Annotated in this window: 16 protein-coding genes; 8 read left to right on the top strand and 8 right to left on the bottom strand. The window is 58.5% G+C overall.

Annotated features, from left to right (window positions below; translation table 11 throughout):
* Positions 1 to 103: 103 nt before the first annotated feature.
* Together Q0Z93_RS04400 and uvrB are read right to left on the bottom strand one after the other, a co-directional pair.
* Positions 104 to 796, bottom strand: coding sequence for a 4Fe-4S dicluster domain-containing protein (locus Q0Z93_RS04400; protein ID WP_298062999.1), 693 nt, complete (start codon positions 794 to 796; stop codon positions 104 to 106).
* Positions 797 to 1,017: 221 nt separating this feature from the next.
* Positions 1,018 to 3,192, bottom strand: coding sequence for an excinuclease ABC subunit UvrB (gene uvrB, locus Q0Z93_RS04405; protein ID WP_298063001.1), 2,175 nt, complete (start codon positions 3,190 to 3,192; stop codon positions 1,018 to 1,020).
* A 129-nt stretch (positions 3,193 to 3,321) separates the two neighbouring features.
* On the opposite strand from uvrB, the gene Q0Z93_RS04410 reads away from it, so the two are divergent.
* On the top strand, positions 3,322 to 4,548 hold the full coding sequence (locus tag Q0Z93_RS04410) for a hypothetical protein (RefSeq protein ID WP_298063003.1): 1,227 nt from the start codon (positions 3,322 to 3,324) through the stop codon (positions 4,546 to 4,548).
* Positions 4,549 to 4,647: 99 nt separating this feature from the next.
* Here Q0Z93_RS04410 and thrA read toward each other — a convergent pair whose 3' ends face one another.
* From thrA to dnaG, 5 genes are all read right to left on the bottom strand, one after another.
* Positions 4,648 to 7,092, bottom strand: coding sequence for a bifunctional aspartate kinase/homoserine dehydrogenase I (thrA, locus tag Q0Z93_RS04415; RefSeq protein ID WP_298063005.1), 2,445 nt, complete (start codon positions 7,090 to 7,092; stop codon positions 4,648 to 4,650).
* Positions 7,093 to 7,298: 206 nt separating this feature from the next.
* Positions 7,299 to 8,516, bottom strand: coding sequence for a C1 family peptidase (locus Q0Z93_RS04420; RefSeq protein WP_298063008.1), 1,218 nt, complete (start codon positions 8,514 to 8,516; stop codon positions 7,299 to 7,301).
* 69 nt (positions 8,517 to 8,585) lie between these two features.
* A complete protein-coding gene (gene gmd / locus Q0Z93_RS04425; RefSeq protein WP_298063010.1) occupies positions 8,586 to 9,737 on the bottom strand; it encodes a GDP-mannose 4,6-dehydratase in 1,152 nt (383 codons plus the stop codon).
* A 19-nt stretch (positions 9,738 to 9,756) separates the two neighbouring features.
* Complete coding sequence (gene proC / locus Q0Z93_RS04430) at positions 9,757 to 10,527, bottom strand: pyrroline-5-carboxylate reductase (RefSeq protein WP_298063011.1); 771 nt, start codon at positions 10,525 to 10,527, stop codon at positions 9,757 to 9,759.
* 106 nt (positions 10,528 to 10,633) lie between these two features.
* Positions 10,634 to 12,676, bottom strand: a complete 2,043-nt coding sequence (gene dnaG, locus Q0Z93_RS04435) for a DNA primase (RefSeq protein ID WP_298063012.1) — start codon at positions 12,674 to 12,676, stop codon at positions 10,634 to 10,636.
* 238 nt (positions 12,677 to 12,914) lie between these two features.
* Between dnaG and Q0Z93_RS04440 the strand changes: the two genes are divergently transcribed.
* The 4 genes from Q0Z93_RS04440 (at position 12,915) to Q0Z93_RS04455 (ending at position 17,324) form a co-directional block, all read left to right on the top strand.
* Positions 12,915 to 13,838, top strand: a complete 924-nt coding sequence (locus Q0Z93_RS04440) for a lysylphosphatidylglycerol synthase transmembrane domain-containing protein (protein WP_298063015.1) — start codon at positions 12,915 to 12,917, stop codon at positions 13,836 to 13,838.
* Between the two features lie 258 nt (positions 13,839 to 14,096).
* On the top strand, positions 14,097 to 15,038 hold the full coding sequence (locus tag Q0Z93_RS04445) for a DUF4848 domain-containing protein (RefSeq protein ID WP_298063018.1): 942 nt from the start codon (positions 14,097 to 14,099) through the stop codon (positions 15,036 to 15,038).
* Positions 15,039 to 15,045: 7 nt separating this feature from the next.
* Positions 15,046 to 15,510: a hypothetical protein gene (locus Q0Z93_RS04450; RefSeq protein WP_298063021.1), complete on the top strand. Its 465-nt coding sequence runs from the start codon at positions 15,046 to 15,048 to the stop codon at positions 15,508 to 15,510.
* A 161-nt stretch (positions 15,511 to 15,671) separates the two neighbouring features.
* A complete protein-coding gene (locus Q0Z93_RS04455; protein ID WP_298063024.1) occupies positions 15,672 to 17,324 on the top strand; it encodes a Na/Pi cotransporter family protein in 1,653 nt (550 codons plus the stop codon).
* A 729-nt stretch (positions 17,325 to 18,053) separates the two neighbouring features.
* Here Q0Z93_RS04455 and Q0Z93_RS04460 read toward each other — a convergent pair.
* Positions 18,054 to 19,274 carry a hypothetical protein gene (locus Q0Z93_RS04460; protein ID WP_298063027.1) on the bottom strand — a complete coding sequence of 407 codons (1,221 nt, stop codon included), beginning with the start codon at positions 19,272 to 19,274 and terminating at the stop codon, positions 18,054 to 18,056.
* Between the two features lie 365 nt (positions 19,275 to 19,639).
* Between Q0Z93_RS04460 and Q0Z93_RS04465 the strand changes: the two genes are divergently transcribed.
* The 3 genes from Q0Z93_RS04465 to Q0Z93_RS04475 all read left to right on the top strand — a co-directional run.
* A complete protein-coding gene (locus Q0Z93_RS04465) occupies positions 19,640 to 22,603 on the top strand; it encodes a PEP/pyruvate-binding domain-containing protein (protein WP_298063029.1) in 2,964 nt (987 codons plus the stop codon).
* Positions 22,604 to 22,637: 34 nt separating this feature from the next.
* Complete coding sequence (hemW, locus tag Q0Z93_RS04470; protein WP_298063031.1) at positions 22,638 to 23,738, top strand: radical SAM family heme chaperone HemW; 1,101 nt, start codon at positions 22,638 to 22,640, stop codon at positions 23,736 to 23,738.
* A gap of 175 nt (positions 23,739 to 23,913) precedes the next feature.
* A partial coding sequence (locus tag Q0Z93_RS04475) for a chloride channel protein (RefSeq protein WP_298063033.1) occupies positions 23,914 to 24,425 on the top strand: 512 nt, incomplete at its 3' end.

Consider the following 24,425-nt stretch of genomic DNA (forward strand, 5'->3'; position numbering starts at 1 on the left):
GGAGCCTAAGGAGTAGCGTAGCTATCTGAAAGTTTCTTTGGTTCTTTCTTTTCAAAGAAAGAACAGTCACTCACAGTGGGGTACAGAATAATCGAACGGTTAATTACAGTGTATGTGTACCACTATTGTAGGTATACACATACTCCATATACTCGTCCGGCGTCATTCCCAGCTCCTCCGCCTTTTTCATCGAGCACCGTTCGATATTGTCCAGGAACTCCGTTCCCCCGCTCACATCGAAAATACGGCGGAACTCCGCTAAGCTCTCCGGATCGATCGCCCGCGCCGGCCCCGGCCCCGCCTGCATGTAATTATCCGTAAAGCGCGCGAAAACCTCCCTGTCATGCTCATGCACCCACGCCCACACCGGTCCCTGCTCCGGGTGCATCCGCGGCACCACCCGCGTAGGATGCACACAGTACCCTAATTCCATCATATTGCTCCCCAGCATCTTGCCCAACGCATACTGCTGCCGCCCCTTTTCCGACTCCGTGAAGAAACCATACTTCTGCGACAGCCGCCGCAAAGCCTGAACCACATAAGCCGGCGTATTCCCTCGCGGACACCGCGGCCGGCACGACATACACTCGCCGCAATACCAGATCGTATCGCTTTTCATCAGCGCCTCGATGCTCTCGTCGTCGCGCGCCTGTACATCGTCCACGATCTGCCGCGGATCGTAATTGTAATACTCCGCCGCCGGACACACCGCCGTACAAGCCCCGCAATTCATGCAAGCATTCAGCCCCTCGCGGAAACGGTAGTCCTGCATCAGTTCGTCGAAATATTTTCCCATGTTTGCTCGAATGCCAATTCTCGGCAAACAAAAGTACGGACGTCCGAAAAAATACGGGAGCGTGTTATCACCTATTTTAAATAGGTATTTATACGTAAAAACGGGATGAGTATCCATAACGGATACTCACCCCGCATCAATCTCCGGGACAACAGCCCGCCCGCAGGCCCGTCAGGGCTTTGGCTGGCAGAACAGCCCGAATGCTCCGCCGGCTCCGGATATTAAAGGATTTTCGTCCGCTTGCGCGACTTACCCACCCCCGCCTTGGACTCCCGCACGCTGCCCTTGATCGAAGGCGACACCTTGCCCGAACCGGAAGCAGCCCGCTGCCGCTGCTGCAAAGCGAACATCTCGTCCCGGTAGCGCGCCGCCGCCAAAAAGTCCAAATCTTTGGCCGCCTGCTCCATCATCTGCCGCGCCTGCGCGATCGCGCTTTCGAGATCCGTGGCCGACATATACTCCATCACCGGATCCGCCACCATCGACAATGGCGCATCCATGTCGTACACCACGCCTCCGCCACCCCTGCCGAACGGCCGCTCGATCGTCGCGGCCCCCGCCGCAGACATTTTGGCCGCCGGCAGCGAAGCCGCCAGGGGAGACCCCTCGCCCAGCGTCGATTTGCTCATCTTGTGCACCGCCTGCGGCGTAATGTCGTGCGAGAGGTTGTAATTCATCTGCTTTTCGCGCCGCCGCTCCGTCTCGTCGATCGTCTGGCGCATCGAATCCGTGATCTTGTCCGCATACATGATCACCCGCCCCTCCAGGTGCCTCGCCGCCCGCCCGGCCGTCTGCGTCAGCGACCGCGCCGACCGCAGGAATCCCTCTTTGTCCGCATCCATGATCGCCACTAACGACACCTCCGGCAAATCCAGCCCCTCCCGCAGCAGATTGACCCCCACTAACACGTCGAACCGCCCCGCCCGCAGGTCATCCATGATCTCGATCCGCTCCAACGTGTCCACGTCCGAATGGATGTAGCGGCACCGAATCCCCACCTTCTCGAAATACTTGGTCAGCTCTTCCGCCATCCGCTTGGTCAGCGTCGTGACCAGCACCCGCTGGTCTTTTTCGGCCCGGATTTCGATCTCGCCGATCAGGTCGTCGATCTGATCCGCCGTAGGCCGGATCTCGATCTCCGGGTCGAGCAGCCCCGTCGGACGGATCACCTGCTCGACCACCACCCCCTCCGACTTGTTGAGTTCATAATCGGCCGGCGTCGCGCTCACGTAGACCGCCTGCGGCACCAGCGCCTCGAACTCCTCGAACTTCAAAGGCCGGTTGTCGATGGCCGCCGGGAGCCGGAAACCGTACTCCACCAGATTCTTCTTCCGCGCGTGATCGCCGCCGTACATCGCCCGAATCTGCGGAATCGTCACGTGGCTCTCGTCGATAATCATCAGAAAGTCGTCCGGAAAGTAGTCCAGCAAGCAGAACGGCCGCGTCCCCGGCGCCCGTCCGTCGAAGTACCGCGAATAGTTCTCGATCCCCGAGCAGTAGCCCAGCTCCTTGATCATCTCGAGGTCGTACTCGACACGTTGCTTGAGCCGTTTGGCATACTGCTCCTCGCCGCGCTGCATGAAAAAGTCGTACTGGGCCGCCAAGTCGTGTTGAATCTGAATGACCGCCGAATTGATGCGTTCACGGGTCGTAACGAAGATATTGGCCGGGTAGATCGTCACGCGGTCGAGCTGCGAGAGCCGCTGGCCGGTGATCGGGTCGATGGCGTGGATTTCCTCGACCGTATCGCCCCACTGCACGATGCGGTAGCCTTTGTCGCCATAGGCCACGTGGATGTCGATCGTATCTCCCGCCACGCGGAAAGTCCCCCGGGCGAACTCGACGTCGTTGCGCGAATAGAGACCGTCCACCAGCTGGTAGAGCAGCTTCTGGCGCGGGAACTCCTCGCCCTGCTTGATGTTGATCGTATTGGCGTGGAAATCGGAGGGGTTCCCGATCCCGTAGAGGCACGACACGGAGCTGACCACCACCACGTCGTTCCGCCCGGAGAGCAGCGAGCTGGTGGCGCTCAGCCGCAGTTTCTCGATTTCGTCGTTGATCGAGAGGTCTTTTTCGATGTAGGTGTCCGACGTCGGAAGATAAGCCTCCGGCTGGTAGTAGTCGTAGTACGAGACGAAGTATTCCACCGCATTTTCCGGGAAAAAGCCGCGGAATTCGCCGTACAGCTGCGCGGCGAGCGTTTTGTTGTGGCTCAGGATCAGGGCGGGTTTCCCGATGTTCCGGATGACGTTGGCCATCGTGAAGGTTTTGCCGGAGCCGGTGACCCCCAGCAAGGTGTTGTGCCTCGTCCCTTCCTGCAGAGAGCGGGTCAGCTGGGCGATCGCCTCGGGCTGGTCGCCGGTGGGGGCGAAATCGGAATGCAACAGGAAATCCATAGTTCTATATCGGTCGCTTGGTGCCCCTAAAGGGCGAAATAGGTATTTGTACCGCCCGGAAACGGCGGAAATGCGTAGAATACCCTTTTGCAAAAGTATTATTTTTGCAGCTCATTCTATCTTCAGATCATGAAACGATACCTTGCCGTATTTATTTCAACGGTTTTGTCCGCAGGCGTGTCGGCTGCGGAGGTCGGGAAAGACGGTTCGCGCGTGAAACTGAAACTCGGCGGCCGGATCGACGCACAAATCTTTACCGACACCTACCAATCGAAAGCCAAAAACAGCGGCATTTTCTACTATTTCCCGCTGGCACCGGAATACAACCCGAACGGCGAGGACATCAACCGCGAAAATTCGATGCGTTTCGGCGTGGCCAACTCGCGGCTGCATCTGACGGCCACGGCTTCCGACGTGCTCGGGGCCGAAGCGGGCGGATACATCGAAACGGACTTCATGGGGACGGGCGATAATCTGGGTGTTCTGCGGCTGCGGCACGCGTATGTCAGCCTGACCTGGAAGCGGAGCCGGCTCCTGATCGGCCAGACCAACAACCTGTCGGTGCCGGAAGAGGTTTTTCCGAACACCGTGGCACACGGCTGCGGCACGCCGCTCAACCCGATGTCGCGCATCCCGCAGATCCGCTATTCGCAGCAGTTGGGCGACCTCGTCCGGCTGACAGCCGCCGTCGGGATGTATGCCGGGAAAGAGGGCGAGGCGCAGGCTTACGGCATGGTGCCGGATTTCGCCTTGCGTCTGTCGGTGGGCGGTGCGAAAACGAAAGTCAGCTTCAGCGGGGCCGTCAAGTCGATCCGTCCGCGCAACCTGACGGCGGATTCGATGCGGACGACGCGCCGGATGGCGGCGTTCAACGCTTCGGTCTTCGCGCTGCATACGTTCCGCGGCGGACACAAACTGACGGCGTTCGCGATGTGGGGGCAGGATCTTTCAACGCTGAATATGTTGGGCGGCTACGGGCCGCGGCTGCGTGAGGTGGAGGCCGGCGATCCGGACTACGGCTATACGGCGACGCAGACGATCGCCATGTGGATCGGATTCGAGACGAAAATCATGAAAGGATGGCAGCCTGGCATATTAACCGGCTGGACGAAGAACTTAGGTTCCGGAAAAGCGATCGACTTGGCACAGGCGTCGATTCCGGACAAGGGGATCGACTGGTATTATCGGCTCTCGCCGCGCCTGTGGTACCACTGCAAACAGCTCTCGTTCGGGCTGGAGTACATGTACAGCTTGGCGTCGTGGGGCAGGGCGTTCGACGACCATTACCGCCCGACGGAACGGTATGCAAATTCGCAAAACCACCGCGTGACGCTGCTGGCGCGGTTCAAGTTCTAACGGTCGGGGATTGCCGGATGAAACCGAGGGCCGTTCTTTCCTGCGAAAGGAAAGAACGGCCCTCGGTTTTAAACGCAATAATCCCCAAGCAGATCACTATCACTGAATGTTGGCGATCGACATGATGTCCGCGAACACCCCCGCCGCCGTCACCGACGCCCCCGCCCCATAACCCTTGATCTGCAGCGGATATTCGTTGTAGCGCGTCGTCGTGATGAGGATGATGTTGTTGCTCCCCTCGAGGTCATAGAACGGATGCCCCGCTTCGACCTCCCTGAGCCCCACCGAGCAGGCTCCGCCCTCCAGCGATGCCACGAACCGCCACTTTTTCCCTTCCGCCGCCAATGCCCGCCGTTTCTGCTCGAACTCCGCATCCAACGCCGGCACCTTCGCCCAGAAATCGTCCGTCGATCCCTCGAAAATGTAGTCCGGCACGAAGAGGTGCTTCACCACATCCTCCTGCTCCACCCGATAGCCCGACTCGCGCGCCAGGATCACCAATTTCCGCACCACGTCCGTGCCGCTCAGGTCGATCCGCGGATCCGGTTCGGCATAGCCCGCCTCCTTCGCCATCGCCACCGCCCGGCTGAAAGGCACATCCTCCGCCAGTACATTGAAAATGTAGTTCAGCGTCCCGCTCAGCACCGCCTTGAGGCCCAGTATGGTATCTCCGCTGTGCCTGAGGTCGTTGATCGTGTTGATGATCGGCAGCCCCGCCCCCACGTTGGTCTCGAACAGGAATTTCACCCCCCGCGCCCGCGCCGTGTTTTTGAGTGCCGCATAGTGTTCGTAGCCCGACGAAGCCGCGATCTTGTTGGCCGTCACCACCGACACGTTGTGCGAGAGCAGCTCCTCGTAAATCGCCGCCACCTCCGGACTGGCCGTACAGTCCACGAACACCGAATTGAAAATATTCATCCCCACGATTCTGTCCCTCACCTTGTCCGGCGTGGTCGGAATCCCTTCGTTCTCGAGCAGCTCCCGGTAGTTCGCCAGATCGATCCCGTCGCGGTTGAAGATGCTGCGCCGCGAGTTGGAAATCCCCACCACGTTGATCCGCAGCGCATTGGTTCGCAACAGTTCCGCCTGCTGTTCCCGGATCTGCTCGATCAGCGAGCCGCCGACCAGCCCGATGCCCGTCAGGAAAAGGTTCAGCACTTTGTATTCCGACAGGAAAAACGAGTCGTGGATCACGTTCAGCGTCTTCCGCAGGCTCTCGACTTTGACCACGAACGAGATGTTGGTCTCGCTGGCCCCCTGCGCACAGGCCACCACGTTGATCCCGTTCCGCCCCAAAGTCCCGAACAGCTTGCCGGCGACCCCCGGACACTCCCGCATGTTTTCCCCGACGATCGCCACTGTCGCCAAGTCGCATTCCAGCATGATCTCGTCGATCTCGCCCGTGGCGATCTCCTGCGCGAACTCCGTGCTCAGCACCGTCCGTGCCCGCTCCGCATCGTCGCGCCGCACGCCGATCGAGGTGGTATTCTCGCTCGACGCCTGCGACACCAAGAACACGCTGATCCCCGCCTTGGCCAATGCCTTGAATATGCGGTAGTTCACCCCGATCACCCCCACCATCCCGAGGCCCCGGATCGTGAGCAGGCAGCTGTCGTTGATCGACGAAATCCCTTTGATCGCTTTCCGCACGTCGCCGTCGGCCGACGATTTCGCCCGCGAAATATAGGTTCCCGGAGACTCCGGCCGGTAGGTGTTCTTGATATAGATCGGAATGTTGTGGTTGTAAGCCGGGAAGATCGTCGGCGGATAGATCACTTTCGCCCCGAAGTTGCAGAGTTCCATCGCTTCGACGAAGGTCAGCGATTCGATCAGGTAGGCCTTGTCGATCACCCGCGGGTCGGCGGTCATGAAGCCGTCCACATCGGTGTAGATATTCAGCACTTCCGCCCCTGTCGCCGCCGCGATAATGGCGGCCGTATAGTCCGATCCGCCCCGTCCCAGCGTGGTCGCCTCGCCGGTGGTCTTGTCCGACGAGATGAAGCCCGGCACGATGCTTACCCGCGCATCGTCCGCAAAGGTGCTCCGCACCAGTTCATTAGTCAAGCCGAAATCGACGATGTGTCTGTTGAAATACGGTTCGGTCTTGATAAACGCCCGCGCGTCGCGCAGCACGGCATCGTCCACGATCCGGCTGACGATCAGCGAACTGAGCCGCTCGCCGTAACTGACGATGGTATTGGTGGTCTTGGCCGAGAGGTCCTGAATCAGAAACACGCCGCGCAGAATATTCCCCAACTCGTCGAGCAGGGTATCGATCTGGGCACAGGTCTCTTTTTGCAAGTGCTGCGGCACGCTTTCGGCAATCGCCGTGCGATGACGCTCGCAAATGGCTTCGTATTGTTCCACATAAGCCGAATCGGCCGCCGCTGCGGCCCGGCTGACAGCGATCAGCTGGTCGGTCACTCCCCCTAATGCGGACACAACGACTACGACGCGCCCCCGCTCGGCACCGATAATCTGCCTGATATTCCGAAGTCCTGCGGCGGAGCCGACCGAGGTGCCGCCGAATTTGAACACTTTCATCGTCTTGCTTTCGGTTCGTTCTGTTCTCAAAATTTGCAAGATACTAATTTTTGTCGGATTGGCGCCGGTTTTCGGTGAAGCTCCGCGTCGACAGGCAGGGCGGCCACCGGCAAGGCCGGATGCAGCGGCCGCACCGGCGGAGTTGTCATTCCCTTATGCCGAACAGCGGGCAGGCCGCGATGCCGTGACCTGCCTTAAAATAAGGTTTAAATGTTCGGAAACTTGTCCGCAATCGCCTGCGGCACCGCCGCGCGGTTCACCACGATACCGATCGTCTTGTAACGCACAAACGGTTCCGACACATAGAAGAATCCCTTGTACTTGCCCCGTTCGCCCCACGAATTTTTGACTTTGTAGAATTTATTGCCCCACTGGTCTTTCGCCACACCCACGAGCACCATGCCGTGGTCGTCCGTCGTCTCGTAGTTGTCGAACGCCTCCTGCCGCATCGCCTGCGTGATCGTTTTTTCCGGCATCGGCCCCGTGATTTTCTTCGACATCTTCGCCAACTGTTCCTTCGTCAGCCCCGTCCAGCGGGCCATATCCGAACCCGCCACCTGTTCCGGGCTTTCCGCCGGGACGATCGCAAAGCCTTCGTTATACCGGAACCCCTTTTCGCTCACGTCCGCCGACCAGTTCACCGCATAGCCCTGCGCCAATGCCGTATCGACGATCGCGATCAGTTCGTCTATCGGCACATTGGCCGACGGCTCCCACGCCCAGTTGTCCGGAATCTCGACCGCAAACCGGGTGTAGAACGGATGGTGGGTAAACGAAGTGAACGAGACGAAATCGTCCGCCCGCAGCCCCATCGCCGCCGCGAATGTCTCCGGTGTATATTCCACGCCCTTGTAGGTGAATTTTTTCGGGCATTCGCCCAAGTAAGCGTCCAGAATGCCGTTCAAGCCGTCCTGCCACACCGGGGACAAGGTCTTGTTGGGGGCCTTGACCACCGCCGCCATGTAGTTCGAGAGCACGGCGTCCAATTCGTTGTGCCGGTGTATGCTGTCCCGGCTGTACCGCAGCCCCTCGTAAACCTCCTGCGGCACGATGCCGTGGTTGCGCAGAACCGTGGTCACGTCGTGCGTATTGCCGCCCGGCCCAAAGTTGTTCGCTCCGTGCAGCCGCGCATATTTGACCGCCTTGTCCAAGTAGGTGTGCCGCACGATCCACATTTCCGACAGGTTCAAAGTGTCTTTGCCCTGCCGCAGTGCCTCGCTCTCCAGCAGCCCGGTCCCGGCAAAGCTCCAGCAGGTGCTCGAGCTGCTCTGGTTGTCGATCGGAGTGGTCGGCACCGATCGAATGTCGGTGAATACGTAAGCCGTATCGGCCCTCTCGGCCGATTGTTTTTTCTTGGATTTCGGCGCGGCGGCGACCGAAACTGCGGTCATCGCCAGCGCTGCGGTCAGAAAAAGGTGTTTCATTTCGTTTTTATAGAGTTTGGTTCAATCAGTTTAAACAGTTCGAGTTTTCAGGCTGCGCGCTACGGGAGTTTACTCGAAGTAGCTATTGACCGTAAATCCCCCCGCCTTGAGGTAAGCATCCCGTTTGAAGAGTTTGACATCGCTGCGCACCATCTCGGCCACCAACGCCGCCAAGTCGTACTTCGGTCTCCACCCCAGCACCGTCCGGGCCTTCGTCGAGTCGCCGATCAACGCCTCGACCTCCGTCGGCCGGAAGTAGCGCGGATCGACGCTCGCCACGCAGTCGCCCACCCGCCGCCGCACAGCCGGCAGGTACTCCTCGCCCACAACGTCCGAGAATCGCGAAGCGTCTATCGCCGCAATGCAAGCCCGTTCCTCAACCCCCGCGCCGGAGAACTCGATCGTAATCCCCAGCTCCGCGAAAGTCATCCGCAGGAACTCCCGGATCGAAGTCGTCACCCCCGTGGCAATCACATAGTCGTCCGCCTTGGGCTGCTGCAAGATCAGCCACATCGCCTCCACATAGTCCTTCGCGTGTCCCCAGTCGCGGGTCGAGGCGAGGTTCCCGAGATAAGTCTGCCGCTGCATCCCCAGCGCGATCCTTGCCGCCGCCCGCGTAATCTTCCGGGTCACGAACGTCTCGCCGCGCACCGGGCTCTCGTGGTTGAACAGAATCCCGTTGCTGGCGTGCATCCCGTAAGCCTCGCGGTAATTGACCGTGATCCAGTACGCATACAGCTTGGCGCACGCATACGGCGACCGCGGATAAAACGGCGTCCGTTCGTTCTGCGGCACCTGTTGCACCAGTCCGTACAGCTCCGAAGTGGAAGCCTGGTAAATCCGGGTCTTCTCCGTCAGCCCCAGCAACCGCACTGCCTCCAGCAGCCGCAGCGTCCCGATCCCGTCGGCATTAGCCGTATACTCCGGCGTGTCGAAAGAGACTTTCACATGGCTCATCGCCGCCAGATTATAGATTTCGTCGGGCTGCACCTCCTGAATAATCTTGGTGAGGTTCAGCGAGTCGGTCATATCGCCGTAGTGCAGCACGAACCGCTGCCCGTCCACGTGCGGGTCTTCGTACAGATGGTCGATCCGGTCGGTGTTGAACGACGAGGCCCGCCGCTTGATCCCGTGAACGATGTATCCTTTCCGGAGCAGGAACTCGGCCAAGTAAGCCCCGTCCTGCCCGGTAATTCCCGTAATCAGTGCAACTTTCGGCATGCTCTTTCTCTTTGTTCGGTTATTTCGACGCTTTCAGCCCCTCGATCACCGCGCGGGTGAATCCGTTAGCTTCCATCGCATTCAGTCCTTTGATCGTGATTCCGCCCGGCGTCGTCACCCGGTCGATCTCCGCCTCCGGATGATTCCCGGTGCGCAGCAGCAGCTCCGCCGCCCCCCTGACCGTCTGCGCCACAACGGTCTGCGCCATCGCCGGCGGAATCCCCAACTCGATCCCCCCCTCCATCGCCGCCCGCACATACCGCAAGGCGTAGGCAATTCCGCACGAAGCCAGTGCCATACATCCGTCGAACTGTTTTTCCGGCACCTCCATCACCCTCCCCAACGGCTCGAAAAGCGAAAGGACAGTCCCTGTCTGTTCCGCCGCAGCGTTCCGCGCAGTGATGAAGGTCATCCCCTCGCCCACGCTCACCGCCGTATTGGGCATGATTCGGAACAAGGGTCTCTCCTTCCCGAAACAGGCTTCCAACTCGTCCAAACCGATCCCCGCGGCCACCGAGCCGACCAAGACGGCCGGTGGAATATACGGTGCGATCTGCACGGAAACGCTTTCCACAATCCACGGCTTGACGGCCAGAATAACGACATCGGCACCGCAAACAGCCGCCGCAGCGTCGGTCGTAGCCCGCACACCAAGCGCGCGCATGGCGTCGAGAGTCGTGTCGTGTACGGCCACGGCGGTAATATCCTCTGCCGGAAGCCGTCCACCCGAGACCAGCCCCCGGATAATGGCGCCCCCCATGTTCCCTGCGCCGATCACGGTGATTTTCATTTCAGTTCCGTTTTTCTATTTGAAAACAAAGATAGCTTTTTACGCGCGACAATCACAGGTTGAAAACCGCGCCGCCCCTTCCCCGAAGCCGGCAAACCGCAGCCTGCTAAACGGTGCGCAGGTATTTTTCGTAGATATTCTTGCGCAGTTCGTTCAGCGAATCCAAACGCCGTACGATCTCCTGCGCCTCCTCCATCGTCTCGATCCCCAGCAGCTCCTTCTGCAGCGAAGCGATGATCGAACTGACCACCTTCGACTTGTAGATCGTGATCGCTTTCGGGATCGCCTCGCCCAGCCGTTCGCGCTCCGTCGAGACCCGGATCTCGTACCGTTCCCACATCCGGCTCGGGGCGTAAGTCTCCCCCTCCGTCAGCAAGTCCACCGCCAGTGCCGCCACCTCCGGCGACGGATGGTTGATGAAGCGGTTCACCTCCGGAGCCCGGTTCTCCTCCCGATAAAACCGCACATACTCTTCGTAAACCTGCCGGTACAACGGGCTGTGCATCTCGATGCGGTCCATCTCCAGATCGCCGATGATCGTCTCCGCCACACTCAGCGAAACGATCTCCGTAGGCGACATCTCGAAATCGAAATTTTCGCCCCCGTACTTGAGCAGATACCCCACTAATTCCCGTTCTAACTGTTCCAATTCCCGGTTGAGGCCCTGTTCCGCGAAACTCAGTTTCGGCGCCAGGTCGATCGGCGCTGCCGGCTCCATCACCGGCCCCTCCGGTGAATGGATCGGCGCCGCGTTCGGATCGACCGCCTGCCGTTGGACGAACTGCTCCTTGCGCAGCCGGTTGTCCACCGCCTCGCGCCCCGCCTGTCCGTCCACCATCGTGACCCGCTTGCGCGCCACCTCGCGGATCAGAATATCCTCGTCGATCTCGAGCTTCCGCGCACACTCCCGGATAAAGACCGACCGCGTGATCGCCTCCGGAATCGTCGCGATGGATTCCACGACGCTGGCGATCACCTCGGCCCGCTTGATCGGATCCTCCGCCGCGTCGCCCAACAGAATCCGTGTCTTGAACGAGATGAAATCCTCCTCGTGCTCCTCGATATAAGCCTGCAGCTCCGTCGCATTATGGGCCCGGGCGAACGAGTCCGGGTCTTCGCCGTCCGGCAGCAGCACGCACCGCACTGTCAGCCCCTCGCGCAGAATCATGTCGATCCCCCGCATCGACGCCTTGATCCCCGCCGCATCCCCGTCATAGATCACCGTCACATTCTTGGTAAACCGCTTGATGAGCTTGATCTGCTCCACGGTGAGCGATGTCCCCGACGACGCCACCACGTTCTCGACCCCCGACTGGTGCATCTGAAGCACGTCGGTGTACCCCTCGACCAGAATGCAGCGGTTGAACTGCGTGATCGCTTTCTTGGCGAAATAGATCCCGTACAGGGTGTTGCTCTTGTGATAAATTTCGCTCTCCGGCGAGTTGAGGTACTTGGCGACTTTCTTGTCCGTCCGCAGCGTCCGCCCCCCGAAAGCGATGACCCGTCCGGCCAGCGAGTGCACCGGGAACATCACCCGCCCGCAGAACCGGTCGTAGTACTCCCCGCCGTAACCGGAGGCCTCGCGTTTGATGGTCAGCCCCGTCCCCACGAGAAACTCCTCCCGGTATCCTTCCTTCAGCGCCGCCTGCGTCATGGCATCCCCTTTGGCCGGGCAATACCCCAGCTGGAATTTCGCGATCGTGGCGTCGGTGAATCCCCGCTCCCGGAAATAGCCCACCCCGATGCTCCGCCCTTCGTCGGTCTTGAGCTGTTCGACGAAATATTGGTTGGCCCACGACGTCACGACCATCATACTCTCCCGATCGTCGTTGCGCTGCCGCTCTTCTTCCGTCTGTTCGCGTTCCTTGACCTCGATCCCGTATTTTTTGGCCACCCATTTCAAGGCCTCGACGTAGCTCAGCCCCTCGTGTTCCATCACGAAGCCGACGGCATTCCCCCCCTTGCCGCACCCGAAGCATTTGTAAAGCCCTTTCGACGGCGACACCACGAACGACGGGGTCTTTTCGTTGTGGAACGGACAGCACGCCATGTAATTGACCCCTCGTTTCTTCAGGGTCACGAAGTCGCTCACCACATCGACGATGTTGGCGGCGGCGAATATGCGGTCTACTGTCTGGCGGTCGATCATAATGGAGCAAAGTTACGTTTTTTTATCCGTTGACTTAAGGTATCCGGATTTTCTTCGGCGCGGAACCGAAGATGAAAACGGCGGACGGTCCCTTCTTCGCGGTTTAGGCGGCCGGCTCGAACACGGAGCGTGCGCGCACCGATGGCCGGCGCAGTACGCTTTGCCCCCGAAAAATCGTATCTTTGCGAATGCAGTCCGGTTTTTGCCGAAACCGGGCCGGATACCTTGACCTCTCTGTATGGATAACAATACCATAGGCCGCGTACAGTGGTGGAAGATCGTCTTGCCTGTCCTGCTCGGACTCGGCTTCGTAGCCTGGATGATCGCCCGCGACTTCGATCCCGCTATTTTCGAGCAGGTCCGTTTTACGTGGCACGCGCTGCTTTTCATCCTGATCGCTTTCCTTTTTATGGTCGGACGCGACCTGGGCTACATGATCCGCATCCGGCTCTTCAGCCGCGGCGAACTCACCTGGCGGCAGGCGTTCCGCATCATCATGCTCTGGGAATTCACCTCCGCCGTGACCCCTTCGGCCATAGGGGGCACCGGCGTGGCCGTCGTCTTCGTCCACAAAGAGGGCATCCCGGTCGGCAAGAGCGCCGCCATCGTGATGCTCACCTCGTTTTTCGACGAACTCTATTTCGCCGTCGTTTTTCCCGTCGTTTTCTTCCTCGTGGGCGGCGACCGGCTGTTCGGCGGCCCGATGGGACACCAGCTGATGCTGTTCGCCTCGATCGGCTACGGAATCAAGCTCGCCTACCTACTGCTGTTGAGTTACGGACTTTTTCTGAACCCGATCGGGTTGAAATGGCTGATCGTCAAGGTATTCTCGCTGCCCGGCCTGCGGCGCTGGCGGCCGGGGGCGGTCAAGGCGGGAAGGGACGTCGTGCGGAGCGCCATCGAAATCCGGCGCTACAGGCCGCGGTTTTGGGCCGAGTCGTTTGCGGCGACTTTCCTGTCGTGGAGTTCGCGGTATTTGGTGGCCAACGCGCTGTTCATGGCTTTCTTCACGCTCGGCGACCAGTTCCTGGTGTTTGCGCGGCAGCTGGCCATGTGGATCATGATGCTGGTCGCCCCGACCCCGGGCGGAAGCGGGTTCGCGGAATACATTTTCTCCAATTTCCTGAGCGACGTGATCCCCGTGGGGCTTCGATCCAGGTAGGTACGGCGGCGGTCATCGCCTTGCTGTGGCGGATAGTGACTTACTATCCTTATCTGATTATGGGGGTGATGATTCTTCCGCGGTGGCTGCGCCGCAGCTTCGGAAAACGGCAGGACAAAGGACAATTGTCATCGAAATAGTTTTCGTTTGTTATTTAATAGTTTTTATTACTACGCCAAATACTATATCTTTGCAATAATTATCATTATCCACCCTAAAGTTCATCAGAGAGATTTGGGATAAGGTAAATTATTTTGCATGGTGAACAGAAACTTGATTCTGGCCGTATGCGGTGCTTTGGCGCTGACGGCGTGTTCAAAAGAAGAACTCCTGACCGAACCGGCAAAGCTGCAAACCAAAACGACGGCTGCGGTGACTGTGGAGAACGGGATGCTGAAATTTGCGGACGAAGCCGCCATTGAAAGCACGCTGTCCATGCTGTTGCAGAAAGACGAGGCATCACTGGCCGCATGGTACGATTCAGTCGGGTTCGTGTCGCAGGAGATGGCCCGCGAGGCAGCGTTGGAGGAGTTCCGGGCGATGACCTCGCTGGATGAATATCCGGCGTTCAAGGCCAAGTATCAGGATCGGTTCCTGTTCAACGACAATTTGGCGGAAGAAGACTACCAGCCTTATGTGGCTGCCAGTCGGTTCGCCTATGAAATGATTCTGAACGCGGATGGGAATGCGATCGTGGGAGGCAAAGTCGTTAATTACAACTACGACCGATTCGAGCAGACGATGTATTACCGGGTGGCACACGAGGCGGGCGCAACATCGGGCGAGGTACAGCCGCGGATCACCCCGGAAACCAAGACCAACCAGGTCTATGTACAGGCTGGCAAGAAGAAATTCTGGGCTTGGGCGGTTCGCAACGGTTCGGAGGTGTATGTCCAGGTAACGGCCCAAAAGAAGAATATGTTCGGGTGGAATGATTATAAAGCCGATTATTCATTCCGTTGTCGAATGAGAATCGGATATGATAAACCATATACAGATTTATCATCTAACCCCGATGCATCACAATCTTTTTTTACCATTGGATTAGGACAGGTAAAATCTACTGGCCGAATTTCGTGTAATTCTAAATTGCCCCTTTGCATCGCTTCACATCCTGAATATAAAGTAACAGCAGCTTATGAAGCTTGGTCAAGCGGAACGGGTGAAGGAACTGCACAAATATTAGCCATTCAAATTTAATGAGGTCATGATCGGGAAAAGTATATTCGTAACTCTTGGAACTCTGTTGGCTCTTACAGCCTGCAAAAAAGAAATCTCGACCCCAGAACAAGCGGCTGCGGGATTTGGCGAACCTTCAATGCTTGTGGAAGTGCATCCGAATACGACAACGCTTGATATTCCGGTCGTTTTTCCGCCTTCCGAGAACGGGTGGATGTCATTTGTTGTGGAAGTAGATTATGCGACGAGTTGGTCCGCCGCATACGGCGAACAATTCGAGTTTCCCACTTTGGTGAAACAAGATGATCGTAATTTCGGATTTCTCGCACCTGACTTGAAACCTGATGTCGATATGAATGCCTCGATTCCGATGACTATCCATCCGGATAAAATCACCAATCTGACACAGATCGTTTTACAAGTTTCTTACGGTCTTCCTAAGTATCGCCAATTAGTTATCCGGCTTATGCCGGCGGCGGGGGCGGCGGAGTAAATGCGGCCTCCCTCTGCGTCGTCTCTTTTTCCCGAAGAGAGCTGTTTTTTCGTGTCGGAAAAACAGCTCTCTTCGTATCCGCCGCCCGCGTTTCTTCCTCCCCATTCCGAAGAAACCATCTGGAAATATTATCTTTACCGACAAGATAACCTTTCCTCCAAATGGACATACTGATACGCATACTGAATATCATCGGGTCGCTGGGACTGTTCCTCTACGGGATGAAGCTGATGAGCGAGGCTTTGCAGCGGGCGGCCGGGGGACGCTTGCGTCGCGCGATGGGACGTATGGCGGCCACCCCCGTCTCGCAGATCGCCTCGACGGCCGCAGTGACCGCAACCGTGCAGTCTTCCAGCGCCATTACCGTGATGATCGTCAGTTTCGTCAATGCCGGAATCGTGAACCTCCGGCAGGCGATCGGCATGATTATGGGAGCCAACATCGGCACTTCGCTGACCGCGTGGATCATCGCCGTGTTCGGTTTCCAACTCAACTTTTCCGTCATCTCGATCCCGATGGTAGGGTTGGGATTCGCCCTGATCCTGATCCATCGGGTGCATTACCGGGCGCTCGGCGAGATCATCATCGGGTTCGCCCTGCTGTTGCTCGGGCTGACCGTGCTGCAATCGTCGATGATCGGCGTGGCGCAGAACACGGCTCTTTTCCGCGAACTGGCCACCTATGCCGATCTCGGATACCTCTCCATCCTCCTGTTTATCCTGATCGGGACATTGCTGACCGCGGTATTGCAGTCGTCGAGCGCGACCATTACGCTGACGATCGTCATGTGCCAGAACGGCTGGATCCCGTTCGAGGCGGGCCTGGCGATGATCCTCGGCGAGAATGTGGGAACCACCGTGACGGCCAACTTAGCCGCAATCGTAACCAATACGCCGGCCCGGCGGGCGGCGGTGTCGCATACGCTGATCAACCTGTTCGGCCTGCTGTGGGCGACGCCTTTGCTGCCGTGGATCGCGGAAGGAATCGTGGTGCTCTTTGCCGGGGCGGGGGCGGCGTCGTTGATGCTGGCCTTTTTCCACACGGGATTCAATGTGCTGAATGTCTGCATCCTGACCTGTTTTGTTCCGCAGATCATGCGGGTGGTGACATGGATCGTGCCGCAGTCGCCGGACGACCACCGCAAACGGCTGTTCGCCTTGGATTCGGGTCTGGTCTCGACGCCGGAGCTGTCGCTGATGCAGGCCCATAATGAAATTACGAACCACGCCAAGCGGGTGCTCAAAATGTTCGGAATGGTGCGTTCGCTGATGACTCTGACCAACGCGCAGGAGTTCCGATCCGAATACGAGCATGTGGAGAAATATGAGCAGATCACCGACCGGGTCGAGCGGGAGATCATCACTTATCTGTCGCGCATCACTTCGCAGAATAACGGCGAGGCGGCCACGCACCGTTTACAAACGATGTTCCGCACCGTTTCGCACATCGAACAGATAGGGGACAGCAACTTAGAACTGGCCAAAATCCTGCGGGACAAGAAGGAGCAGAACCTCTGGTTCAACCAGGAGTTGCGGGACAAGCTATACGGTCTGTTCGATTTGGTTGAACAGGCGCTCTATGTGATGGTGACGAATCTGGAAAATCCCACGGATGAGGGAGTGGAACGGTCGCGGGGCATCGAGGAGCAGATCAATTTAACGAGTGCGCAGCTGCGCAGCGAACAGTTGCGCCTGGCACAGGGGCAGGAATACAAGTACATGGCGGGCATCACTTTTATCGAATTAGTCGTGGAGTGCGAAAAGCTGGGAGACGCTGCCGTTCATATCTCGGCTGAGCAGGCGGCGGATTTGTAGGGCTTTTGCGGGATATATTCCGGGCGTTTTGCCTGAGCCGGGCTATTCGTGCTCGTTGCTGCACCTGTTGCATTCGGTTTGCTGGCACAGCGGCAGGCTTCCCTTGTTTTACGGGAAGCCTTGCGGTCTTCGATGTCGCCGGTATAGTACAAGATGTCGTTTGGGCGCGGAACCGAACTCGGATGCGTGAGATCCGGCAGGTTTATTTAGCACGGTGCCGTGTGTGACTATTCTTTGCTTTGAAGAGAAAGGCCCTATCGGGGCTTTCCGAGCTGTAATTACCCGAATTCTTAGGCTCCGCAGTCCTCGGGCATCGATACAAACATTTTAGTTTGAAGGCCGGAGCCAACGGGGACTGTCCAAGCAAACTCTCGGTTGGAGTGCCCAGCGGCACCCTCCGCCCGGGGTGCTCCGACCTGACAAAGAGAGATCTTTGTACTAAACCGTATGATAAAAAGTTCAGCATGTTCGACTTCACGCCGCCCCTAAGGCTGAGCAAACTCCCGATCGAAGTGCCCGGCGGCACTGCGGAGGTCGGCGGTTCTTTAGAACCGCAATGTGAAGAGCAGTTTATTGCCCCGGTCCAAAGAAAACGCAATGAAAGAGAACTGCGGAGCCTAAGGAGTAGCGCAGCTATCTCAAAAGTTCTTTGCGTCGCTTTCTTTCAAAAAAGCGACAGTCCCATCCGGAACAGTGCAAAAGAAGCCTGCGACAAAGTATCCAATCGTCTTATTCTGCGGTCGGTTCCGGGGTCTGCTTTTTCGCCCGTCCCAACTTTGGAGCCCGCTCGAACGGTTTGTTGCGGTCGAACAGATAGCGGTAGGTTACATGGCGTTTGTGTCTCTCGGCCATCACGTAGCTTTCGGCCACGCGCATCATCAGGGGGTTGAAATCCCCGATCCAGGCGATCTCTAACGACCGGTACCGCTTGGGATGCCGCTCGACGTACTGTTCAAAGCACCGGATCATCCCGGCTTCGACGCCCCGCCCCTGGAATTCCGCGGCCACGCCGAACACGAGACCGAACAGCCGGTCGCTCTTTTTCCGCACCTTAAGCCGCCACAGCAGTTTCAGCTTCTGCCACAGTCCAAATCGCCCCCTGAAGTCCCGGATCAACTGGTTCAGGTCGGGTATCATGATGAAAAATCCGATGGCCTGCTCTTTGTGGAATGCAAAGTAAAGCACTTCCTCGTCCACGATCGGCGCCAGGGTATTCACCATCTGCAAGGCGTGGTCGAATTCCATCTCCTTAACTCCCGAGAAGGTCGCCCACCCGCTGTTGTAAACTTCCATCAGGTCGCGCGCCACTTTCCGCCGGTCGTTCATATCGGCATGGCCGAACCGGTAGTCCGGGTTGGCGAACAGCCGTTCCGCTTTCCGGTACAGTGCGTCGGGCATGGTGTGGGTCACCAGCGGACGCAGGTAGGTGTGCTGATCGAAGTAGTTCTGAAAGCCGTAGGTCTCGAACAGCCTGCCGTAATAGGGCGGGTTGTAGTTCATCCCGTACAGCGGCAGGGTGAACCCTTCGACCAAAACGCCCCACCATTGCATCCGGTCGCCGAAGTTGATGGAGCCGTCCATCGCTTCGATCCCTCGTGCGGCGAGCCACTCCCGTGCGGCGTCGAACAGGATGTCGGCGGCTTCCTGTTCATCGATGCACTCGAAGAATCCGCAACCGCCGGTCGGCTGCGGCTCGTTGGCGCTCAACTCCCGGTTGTAAAACGCGGCGATACGACCTACGATCTTTCCTGTCGTGTCGTCGTGCAGGGTCCAGCGGATCGCTTCACCGCCGTCGAACAGCGGGTTTTTCGCCGGGTCGAATCGGTCTTCTATGTCGGGATCGAGCGGCTGAACCCACATCGGGTCGCTTTTGTATATCGCTTCGGCCATCCGAATGAATTCTTTCGCGTCTCGCGCCGTTTTTACTTCCCTAAGCCTGTATTTCCCCATATTTTTTCACTACTTTTACTCTCTATCGTTCGATTAATCTTTACCCTATTGGAGGCAACCGTACCTTTTCTGAAGAAAAGGTACCCAAAAGACTTTCAGATAGCTGCGCTACTCCTTAGGCTCCGCAGTCCTCTTGCATTGAGTTTTCTTTGGGGTGTGGCAATAGCGGGCTTAAAACGTTACTTACCTAAATGCCCGCTATTGCTCACACCCCAAAAAGATCGAAGACAAGGGTACCCGGCAGGCTCAAGAGATGCGCAAGCATCTCAAAAAGTTTTTTTGGTTCTTTTTGTTCACAAAAAGAACAGTACCCTCAAACCGGGTAGAGAATAAACCGAACGATAAAAAGCAAAAATAGGGATAAAATGGCGAAGTATAGCGAGAAATTCTATGTAGACATCGACTTTCACAACCTGATGCAGCAGCGGATACGGCGTATTTTGCTCGTATGCAGCTCCTACGACCAGTTCACCCTCGAAGAAGACGGTCATATCGAAGCCCAGATCGTGCGCGAATACAGCGAATTGAGTTTGACCAATCCCCCCGCATTCATCCGCGTGAGTTCCGGCGCCGAAGCCCTCGAGCGGCTTCGCAGCGGCGAACGCTTCGACCTCATCATCACCATGTTCAACATCGGCGAGATGGACGTATTCACCCTCTCGCAGCGCGTGCGGCGCGAACATCCCGGCATTCCCTTCATCCTGATGAGCTCCTTTTCGCGCGAAGTAGCCCGCCGCGTCGTGGAAGCCGACACCACCGCCATCGACTACATGTTCAGCTGGCAAGGCAACGCCGACTTGATCCTCGCCATCATCAAGATGCTCGAAGACCGGATGAACGCCCGCGAAGACATCCTGGGGATCGGCGTGCAAGCCATTCTGCTCGTCGAAGACAACGTGCGGTTCTACTCCGCCTACCTGCCCGCCCTCTACCGGATGATCATTCAGCAAAGCAACGAATTTGTCCGCGAAGCCCTCAACGAGCAGCAGCGGACCCTGCGCAAGCGGGCCCGGCCCAAAATCCTCTTCGCCCGCTCCTACGACGAAGCGATCCGGTATTACGAACTCTATAAAGACAACCTGTTGGGGATCATCTCCGACGTCTCGTTCCGGCACGACGGAGACCTCAGCGAAATCGACTGCACCGCCGGACTGGAATTATGCCGCCATGTGCTCGGCGACCGGCCTACCATGCCGATCGTCCTCCAGTCCACCAACAGCGAGCACCAGCGCGCCGCCGCCGAGATGGGCGCCGACTTCATCCACAAAAAATCGGCACACCTCTTGGACGAATTGGCCGCATTCATCAACCGCCGCTTGGCATTCGGTGACTTCGTCTTCTACGACCCGGCGAACGGCGAAGAGGTGGCCCGCGTGCGCGACCTCGGCCAGATGCAGGAAGCTGTCGAGCGCATCCCCACCGACGTCATGACCTATTACACCGCCCGGAACATGCTCTCCAAATGGCTTTATGCGCGGGGGATTTTTTCGCTGGCCCACATGCTGCGCGCCGTGACCAACAGCACGTTCGACAGTCCGGACGAAATGCGGGATTTCGTTCTCCGCTCGATCAAAGGCTATCGCCGACAGATGGGGCAGGGCGTCGTGGCGGAGTTCGTGCCGGAGACCTACAACCAGTTCATCAGTTTCGCCCGCAGCGGCACGGGATCGCTCGGCGGCAAGGCCCGCGGGCTGGCCTTTATCGGCAACATGTTGGAAGAATACAAACTCTACGACCGATGGGAAGGGGTGCGGGTGACGATTCCGCGGACATTAGTGCTGGCCACCGACCATTTCGACCGCTTCATCGCCGAAAACGGCCTGCAATACCTCCAGAGCGAAGAGATGTCCGATGCGGATATTCTCTCCGAATTTTCCGGTTCGCGGCTGCCGGACAAAGTGGTCGAAGACCTGCGGGTCTTTCTGCGCAATGTCAAACGGCCGCTGGCGGTGCGCTCCAGCTCCAAACTGGAAGACTCTCATTTCCAGCCTTTCGCGGGAATCTACTCCACCTACATGGTGCCGCGCGTGGACAACGAAGACCAGATGATCCGCATGTTGGGCAAAGCGATCAAAGGGGTCTACGCCTCGGTCTATTACCGCGCGAGCCGGGCCTATATCGAAGCGAGCTCGAACAGCCTGGCGGACGAGAAGATGGCCGTGGTGATTCAGGAAATCTGCGGAACCGAGGACGACGGGTACTATTTTCCGACCTTGTCGGGAGTGGCGCGGTCGCTGAACTTCTACCCGATCGGAGACGAACGGCCCGAGGAGGGGATCGCCAATATTGCGTTCGGATTGGGCAAGATCGTGGTTGAGGGAGGGATTACGCTGCGGTTCTCGCCGGCCTATCCGAAACACGTGCTGCAACTCTCCACGCCGGAGCTGATGCTGCGGGACACGCAGCGGGCGATGTACGCCTTGTCGCTCGACCCGTCGCGGCTGCGGACTTCGACCGACGACGCGGTGAACCTGGCGAAATTCGAGATTCCGAAAGCGGCCCATTTCCGGAACATGAAATACGTGGCTTCGACCTGGGACGCGCTGAACCAGTCGGTGAGCGACTCGCCGAACGAAAAGGGGCGGAAACTCATTACGTTCGCCCATATCCTGAAGTACGACACCTTCCCGCTGGCGGAAATTCTGCGTGAGCTGCTGCGGATCGGGGCGGAGGAGATGAAGTCGCCGGTCGAAATCGAGTTCGCGGTGAACATGGACGTGCCGTACGGCCATGAAAAGATTTTCAATTTCCTGCAAATCCGGCCGATTGCGGAGGCTGCGCAGCGCGACCGGTTAGACTGGTCGTCGCCGGAGGGGCAGCCGGAGGGGGCGATTCTCTATGCCGAGTCGGCGTTGGGATTAGGGCGGATCGAAGGGCTGCGGGATGTGATCTATGTGAAGCCGGAGACGTTCGAGCGGTCGGCGACGACGCAGATGGCGGCGGAGATCGACGCCCTGAACACGGAGATGAAGCGGGCGGGCCTGAACTATGTCCTGATCGGGCCGGGACGCTGGGGGTCGAGCGACCCGTGGCTGGGGATTCCGGTCAAGTGGCCGCAGATTTCGGAGGCGCGGGTCATCGCGGAGTGCGGCTTGGAGGATTTTCGGGTCGACCCGTCGCAGGGAACCCATTTTTTCCAGAACCTGACGTCGTTCGGGGTGGGGTACATGACCCTCAACCCGTCGGCCGGCGACGGGGCGTTCGACGCGGCTGCGCTGGATGCGATGCCGTGCGCGGCAGAGACGGAACATTTCCGCCGGGTCTCTTTCCCGGACGATCTGTTCGTCTTCGTGGACGGCAAGAACAGCCGGGGTATCGTCCGCCGTTAGCCGGACAACAGGGTGCACAAAAAACCGCATGTCCATGTCCGGGATATATATCCACATACCTTTTTGCCGGCAAATCTGCCGTTACTGCGATTTCCACCACTCCGCATCGCTTGCCCGGAAAAGCGAGATGCTCGAGGCCATCGGCCGGGAACTCGGCGAACGGCGGAATGAGATTGCGCCCGGCAGCGTCAGGACGCTCTATTTCGGGGGCGGCACGCCATCGGTCTGTTCACCGGAGGAGATCGGATCGCTCGTCCGGTCGGTGCGGGAATCGTGGGAGGCGGACACGTTCGACGAGGTGACGTTAGAAGCCAACCCCGACGACCTGACGCCGGAATACCTCTGCGGGCTGCGGGCTGCGGGTATCGACCGGCTCAGCATCGGCATTCAATCGTTTCACGACGCCCATTTGATCCGGATGAACCGCCGCCACACCGCCGCGGCAGCTGTCGAAGCGGTGAAGAATGCCCGACAGGCCGGTTTCGAGAACGTGACGATCGATCTGATCTACGGGCTGCCGTGGATGACGCCGCAGGAGTGGCAGTATAACCTCGATTGCGCCGTGGCGCTGGGGGTGCAGCATATCTCGGCCTATCATCTGACGATAGAGCCGCGCACGGCGTTCGGCAGGCAGGGGATGCGGCCGGTGGAGGAGTCCGTGTCCGAACTGCATTTCCGGATGCTGCGCGAAACATTGACCGGAGCGGGTTTTGAACATTACGAGGTGTCGAACTTCGCCTTGCCGGGGTTCCGGGCACGGCACAACAGCTCTTACTGGCGGGGAGATCCTTATCTGGGTGCGGGGCCTTCGGCGCACTCCTACGACGGCCATTTGTGCCGGTCGTGGAATGTAGCGAGCAACCGGCTGTATCTGGAAAAAGCGCCGCGCGAAACCGAACGGCTGACGCAAACCGATTTGTTGAATGAGTATCTGATGACGCACCTCAGAACGGCGGAGGGCATCTCGACGGACTACCTTACGGAACATTTCGGCGCCGCGGAAGCGGTCCGGATTACGGGGAGGTGCGGCGATTTTATCGCAACGGGGGATATGCGTCTCACTTCGGAGGGCTTCGCCGTTCGGCCGGAAAGGTTCCTGATCTCGGATTTTCTGATCTCGGAACTCTTCGCCTGACCGATCGGAGCTTTTCGCCTGTCCGGTCGACGGTTTTATGCGGGTGTGCGAATAAAAACAGCCTTGAACGGGCCGGTAACCCTCGCCGGATCGCGGAAAACCCGCGGGAATCAAAAATTCATTACCTTAGCCCCCGGAACCGACCCGCCGGGGCGGCAGGAAAACTATCCGGAAATTGAAATCGACAGAGACATTTTACCGTTGGTTCACGAGGCTCACCAAACGCCTCTCGGAGCGGCAGCTCATCATGATCCTCGCCGTGGTCGTGGGCGTCGCCGCGGGGATCGCCGGGCACCTGCTGCGCGGCTGCATCCACCTGATCAAACAGGGGCTGACCTCGTGGGCCGACATCGAAGTGGCCAACGTGCTCTACTTCCTCTATCCGATGGTCGGGATCGCCGTCACGGTGCTGTTCGTCACCTATTGGGTCAAGGACGACATTTCGCACGGCGTGACCCGCATTTTCTACGCCATCTCGCGCAAGGAATCGCGCATCAAACCGCACAACTGCTACACCTCACTGTTAGCCAGCTCGGCCACGATCGGCTTCGGGGGATCGGTCGGGGCCGAGGCGCCGATCGTGCTGACCGGGGCGGCCATCGGCTCTACGGTGGGGCAGTTCCTGCGGCTGAATTACAAATACATCACCTTGCTGTTGGGGTGCGGAGCGGGGGCGGCCATCGCGGC

It is taken from the genome of uncultured Rikenella sp., assembly GCF_947628055.1.
GTDB lineage: Bacteria > Bacteroidota > Bacteroidia > Bacteroidales > Rikenellaceae > Rikenella.